This window comes from Streptomyces sp. NPDC007095, from assembly GCF_040634475.1.
In the GTDB taxonomy this organism is placed as follows: Bacteria; Actinomycetota; Actinomycetes; order Streptomycetales; family Streptomycetaceae; genus Streptomyces.
Window position 1 is genome coordinate 1 of the sequence record NZ_JBEYFS010000396.1, and the last position, 5,813, is coordinate 5,813.

4 protein-coding genes and 1 pseudogene are annotated in these 5,813 nt (G+C 68.5%); 2 read left to right on the forward strand and 3 right to left on the reverse strand.

Annotation, left to right across the window (positions count from 1 at the left end; genetic code table 11):
- Positions 1-580 precede the first annotated feature (580 nt).
- The gene (locus ABZ656_RS55745) at positions 581-886 is read left to right on the forward strand and encodes a hypothetical protein (protein WP_360280089.1); all 306 of its coding nucleotides are present in this window, start codon (positions 581-583) and stop codon (positions 884-886) included.
- A gap of 9 nt (positions 887-895) precedes the next feature.
- Positions 896-1,516 (forward strand): CPBP family intramembrane glutamic endopeptidase, encoded by a 621-nt coding sequence (locus ABZ656_RS55750; protein WP_360280092.1) that lies wholly within the window; start codon positions 896-898, stop codon positions 1,514-1,516.
- A 100-nt stretch (positions 1,517-1,616) separates the two neighbouring features.
- Here ABZ656_RS55750 and ABZ656_RS55755 read toward each other — a convergent pair.
- The 3 genes and pseudogenes from ABZ656_RS55755 to ABZ656_RS55765 form a co-directional block, all read right to left on the reverse strand.
- Positions 1,617-1,727 (reverse strand): annotated as a pseudogene (locus tag ABZ656_RS55755) (DNA-binding response regulator); the annotation flags it as partial.
- 315 nt (positions 1,728-2,042) lie between these two features.
- Complete coding sequence (locus tag ABZ656_RS55760; protein WP_360280095.1) at positions 2,043-3,209, reverse strand: hypothetical protein; 1,167 nt, start codon at positions 3,207-3,209, stop codon at positions 2,043-2,045.
- Positions 3,210-4,838: 1,629 nt separating this feature from the next.
- Positions 4,839-5,360, reverse strand: coding sequence for a hypothetical protein (locus ABZ656_RS55765; protein ID WP_101408549.1), 522 nt, complete (start codon positions 5,358-5,360; stop codon positions 4,839-4,841).
- Positions 5,361-5,813: the final 453 nt, after the last annotated feature.

Sequence of the window (5,813 nt, forward strand, 5' to 3'; positions counted from 1 at the left end):
GCGTACTGGCCGAGTCCGGCCTGCGCTCGCACCTGCCCGCCGGGCGCCTCGGCGGCGCGGACGTCGTGGTCGCGGCCGACCAGGAGTTCCATCCGATCGAGGACCCGCCGATCGCGCTCCCGGAACGCCGTACGGTCCCGTCCCGTCCGGCTGACCGGTGAACTGACCGGGCTGCCGGGTGTCACCGCGGCGGTCGGCGACATCGGCTTTCCCGCCGCCCTCGTCGACGCCAACGGACGGATCGTGGCAGCCGGGGCCCCCAGGCGTCGGGGCACGGCTGGTCCTCGACGAAGCTACTGGACGCCCCGAGGGTCGAGGGCCGTGCTCCGTCCGGTTCCGGCGAGATCGCCGTGGACACCGCCACCGCGGCCGTGGCGGGGGTGACGGTCGCCGGCGCCGTACGCACCGCGACGACCCCGACCGAGGCGGCGGTGCGCACAGGGGCGGCAGGCCGCCAGGGGTGACGACCCCTCAAGTACACCCTGCTGTACCACCACTTGGGGCGCGCACGGCAATGATCCGCAGGCGCGGCGCTGGTGTGCCGGACGCATCAGATCAACCCCCTCCGAAGGGACCCGCGGTGAGCGCCCAAGCCCCCGTCACCATCGAAAGCCCGGCCCGCCCGGCCCGCGCGACCGGCCTGCGAGGCAGCTTCCGCCGCCGCCCCCTGACCTGGTTCTTCTCCCTCGCCTACCTGCTGAGCTGGACGGCGTGGACCCCGTACATCCTGTCCGAGAACGGTCTGGGCCTGTGGCACTTCGCCTTCCCCGGCGTCGGCGGCACCACCCAGCTCCTAGGCGTCCTGCCCGGCGCCTACCTCGGCCCGGTCACTGCGGCCCTCCTCGTCACCGGGATCACCGAGGGACGCCCCGGACTGCGTGCCTGACGCGGTCGTATGACCAAGTTCCGGGTCGGCTGGCGCTGGCACGTCGTGGTGCTGTTCTCGGTGCCCGCCGCGTTGACACTCGCCACGGTCGCGCTGGCCGGCCACGACCCCGCGATGCCGCCCGTCACGGTACTGGCCGCGTTCCTGCCCGGCCTGATCATGCAGATGATCACCACCGGCCTCGCCGAGAAGCCCGGCTGGCGCGAGTTCGCCATGCCCCGCCTGCAGCGCCGCTACGGCCCGCTGCTCGGCACCCTCGTCGTCGGCCCGCTGTGGGGCGCCTGGCATCTCCCGCTGTTTATGTCCGACTGGGGCAACTGGCCGCACATGTCCTGGACCACGCCCCTGGAGTTCATCGCCACCGCGATCGCCTTCAGCTTCGTCATGACCTGGGTGTTCAACCGCACCGGGGAGAGCCTGCCGCTGGCCATGCTGCTGCATTGCGGCGTCAACAACTTCTTCTCCCTGGCCCGGTCCGACATGTTCCCCTCCCTGTCCACCGGAGACGCCGCGCACGGCTTCCTGCTCAGCTCCACCGCCGCTGCCGCCGTCCTGCTGATCGCCACCCGCGGCCGACTGGGTTGCCCGCCGATACGCGATGCCCATGCGCCACAGGGCCGGACCGCCTGACCTCGGCGATCCGCTCGACCCACCCTCCGGACAGCACGACCAGGGCACGTGACCACCGTGGTCACGTGCCCTCGCCCTTGCTCCTGGCGGCGGAGCGCGTTCAGCCGACGACGCCGTGCTCCCAGGCCCAGGCGGCGATCTCCACACGGTTGCGGGCTGGCAACTTGTCATGGATCCGGCTCAGATGGCTCTTGATGGCGCTGAGCGAGAGCGTCGGTACGCGGTGGGCTGCGGTGCCGGCCGACCGCATCTCCCGGACTCGCTGGTACGCGCCGTCGAGGTAGACGAAGTCACCGACGCGGACAACGAAGAACCCCCGGGTCCGGCCACGCGCACGAGCGCTTCGCGGACGCCGAAGTGTCGCAGCAACCCCTGTCCAGGACAAACACCGGCTCACGGCCGGTAGTTAGACACAGTGCCGGAGCAACGCCAAGGGCGGGTCCGGGTCCTCGGCTGCGGTCGCGGCTCGGCAGGGCACGGAGGCGTGCCCACGCTGATGCCTGGTTGACGGAGGCGCCGAGACGGATCACGAGTCCGCCGTTGTTTCTGCGGCCACGGCCGTGTCGTCGTCGGTGAGCGGGCGCTGGGCGAGATCGGCCCACCGCTCGCTCCACGGCTGCACCGGCTCGTGCGGCGCCGCTACGACCCGTGCCTGGTACAGATCACCGAGGAACTCCCCCAACAGCTCCTGCGCCACCCGTGCCCGGGCCTTCGCGGCCGCCGTCTTCGCCCGCTGGAGGTTCTTCTCCGTGGGGAACATCCCGCGCAGCGCCATCCGCGTGACGTGCGCGGCCTCCATCTCGGCCGGCGGCGACTCCCGTAGCCTCTCCACTGCCCGCTCCCGCCGCTGCCCGAGAACCCGCTTGGCGAGTTCCTGCTCGGCGAACGCCCGGGAGACCGGTTCGTCACAGGCTTCGGCAACCGCGGCACGCTGCACGAAGGCCCAGGTGTCGTGCGCGACCTGCATGGTCAGAGTGGCCACCGCCTGCGGATCGTCCAGGTCGGCCCGCATCGCCACGGCGACATCGACCGCCTCCGCCACGAGTTTCGCGGTGGTCCGTCGGAAGGTGCATGTCGGGCACAGCCCAGCGGCTTCGGGCACACCGCACTCAGAGCACGGACGTGCGGCCGCCTCGGCCTTCTCCGCCGCGATCTGAGCCTCCTGCTCCTCCACCGCCGCGCGGAAGGCCACCTGCCGCTCGGCGGTCCGCTCCCGGCGTACGAGGTCCATCGCGGCGTCGTGCTGGACCCGGGCCCGCAGCTGGGTCTCGTACACCTCGCGCCACTCCCCCGCTGGACAGCCCCGGTGCTGGGCGGCTACCTGAGTCGCCACGACCGTACGAAGTCCACGCCGATCGGCGAGCAGGCAGCTGCAGCTGTCGCAGGGGCCCGCGGTGTCGAGCCGGTAGCCGTCGTCGCACAACTGCGACCAGCACTGCTGGTTCTGCGGCAAGCCGCGCTTGATCATCCAGCCGGCCAGGTCTTGGATCGGCCGGAGGCCCTGCCGGTCCAGTCGGCGCTTGAGGCGTTCAGCCAACCGCCGGTCGGCGAGGGCGTCCCCGACGACACCGCGCAGCCGCACCAACTCCAGACGAACCGCCTTCGCCAGCCACTCCCCCGCAGATTCCCGGCGCAGACCGGCCCACAGCCACGCCACCGGAGCGAGCGCCTGCTGGAGATCCTTCGGGACCACGACGGGCCGGACGAACGCGGTGGGCGGAGCCGCCGAACCCGCCTGAGCAGCCGGAGAAGCCTTTTGCTGTTCCCCGCGAAGCGGGTCGGCCTTGCCCGACGAGGGGGGCCCGGCCAAACTGGTCTGCGGCGAATCCTCGCCCGCGCACGCGCGGTTCCGCAAACGGCCTTCACCATCGACGGCAGAGCCGGAAAAGCCAACCAACTCAGTTGCAGAAGACCCGGAGAGAGGAACCACCGGTGGGTGGGCCGTGTGGGGGTCTGCATAAACCCCCGGCAACGAACCCCCCTCGAAACCTGCACCTACCTGTGGCGATGCGCCCGAGGCGCTCGGCTGATCCCCACATGCACTATCCGAAGCCTCATCAGGAACATCTTCGAAGGACAACTGCGCCCAGCCGTCCCCTTCGAGGAGCAAGTTCCCGTAAGCATCCCCGACTTCGCACCGCGTGCACCGGCCGTCGTCGGACGACGAAGCCGGCTCCTGGGAAGGCGACGTCTCCTGCGTGGCTTCATCGGTACGGGGGGAAGCCGCCTGCGTGCGCTCGTGCGCGGCGCGGATCGCCGGAACCAGAAGCCGGTCCCGCCCGAACTTCTCCGGACGGTCCCAGTCGACGGCCCCCATCTCCACCAGCCGTCGCAGCACCTCTACGGCCAGCTCCAGAGAACACCTCAGCAGCCGGGCGACGGTCACCTCCGAACGGCTGTACCCCTCAGGAAGCCGCCCCGGAGCCATCCGGACACTGCCGTCCTCACGCGCCTCGAGCGCGAGGAGAAACATCGCCAGCCGATCCGTGGCCGAACCCCTCCCCCTGCGGCCCGACATGAAGCCTGCCGGCGTAGCCGGCTTGTCCTTGGGCGCCCATCCCGGGCACAGCACCGCCTCGGCAAAGTGAAGCATCGTCGCGAGGTCGCGCTTGTTCAGCAACGAGAGCGGATTCAGGCCCTGTTCGGAGCGCACCTCCTTCAACGGCAGCAGCTCGAACTGCAGGGCGTGCGTCCAGCCGGCAGCGTCACGGGCACGTCTGCACGTCGCGAGACCGGACGCGCGCACTCGAGGAACCACGGTGTGGGCGACGTGCGAGACCCCGTAGCCGAGCCATCCACCCAGATCGCGCGACATCGTCTCCACACGAGCCGACGTGACAGGGGCCTTCGCCAGCAGAACGACTGAGGTCAGCCGAACAGAGTCGTCCGCCTCAGCGAGACGAGGGTCGTCAAGAAGTGAGCGCACGGCCGCGGAGAGCGCGCTGCGCATGCCGGGAGTGAGCAGCAGAGGCTCGCCGGAGACGGACGGAGGCGCCTCAGGGCGCCTACCGTCACGAGTTCGCGCAGAAGCAGTGGGCGGCGAGAACCGAGGCGGTAAAGGGTCTGGCGGGCGATTTCGGTCTGCAGGAGGCATGACTACGCCAGCCCTCGGACGGGTAGCTATGATGTGCTCCAGTCGAGGAGGAATGAGGGAAACCCACATCGCCAACCGGCTCTGCCTGGGGAGGTAGGGAAGCCGGACGCGAGACAGGTATTCAGCTAGGGATGTTGGTGACGCTCACCTCTTCGGCATGACTGGCCCGGGATTGCGGAGTCCCGGGCCAGTACTTTTTGTGCTCAGGGGGAGTGCTCAGCACAGGTTCTAGGCCGCGGCCGACTGATCCGAGACGGGGTTGTCGGTCGCGGTGTCGGTGGGCTCAGGGGCGATGGCCCCCTGCCTGGCCAGCCTGTGGGTTGCCGGGACTTCGTAGCCCTTGGGAAGTGTGGCAATCCATTCACCGAGCGGAATGGAGTAGGCACACCTCCTGCCGAGGACGTCGATGACGTACTGGGCTCGCTCACCAAGGGTGTTGGTGACCTTGGGGACCTCGTCCTGTACCACCCAGAGGACGGTGTCGCGAGTGGTGCGGATGTCAGTGATGGAGTCGCGGGCCGTGTTCACGACGAGCGGTAGACCGACCTCGAGAGTTCTGGACTGACTCCTCGAACGTTTGTTGCCCGGCCAAACAAGTTGATCGACGACAGCCAGAACTTGCACCACGATGACGTCTTCGCCGTCGAGGGAAGCCGGACTGATCAGCCCAAGGTCGGTTGCCTTCTTGACCCAGATGCGATTGAGCTTGGCGGCTGTTGCCAGCGACGCCAGCGTGATGCGCCCCGCCACGTCTGGCCCTCCTCACGGTGGATCTATCTCTCCAATTGATCACCGGTAACACTATCGCAGTCGCGACTCAATTTGTGTCACGGCGTAGCAGGTTGGCGTGTTGGCTGGTTCGGTGTTTCGGTGGGTTGTCGCGCGAAAGATCCGTTTTTTGATGTCGCCAACATGATGCGCCGCAGCACTGATCCGTGACGCACCAGGACGGATAGATCTCTAGATAGAAAGGAGCAAAGATAAGTGTGCAGATACCTACAGACCTACTGGCATGCCTACTGAGATCCCTATCGACGTCCCTATAGAGACACAAGAAGGAAGAGCGCGAGCAGTCCAAGACGAAGGGGCCGCCTCCCCTGATGGGAGGGGGGCCCGTGGGGGTTGTGTTATGTGTGGAAAGGGAGATATGGGGAGAGCGTGGGGTTGGGGAAGGGTTTTTTATAGGGGGGGTTGGTATAGGTG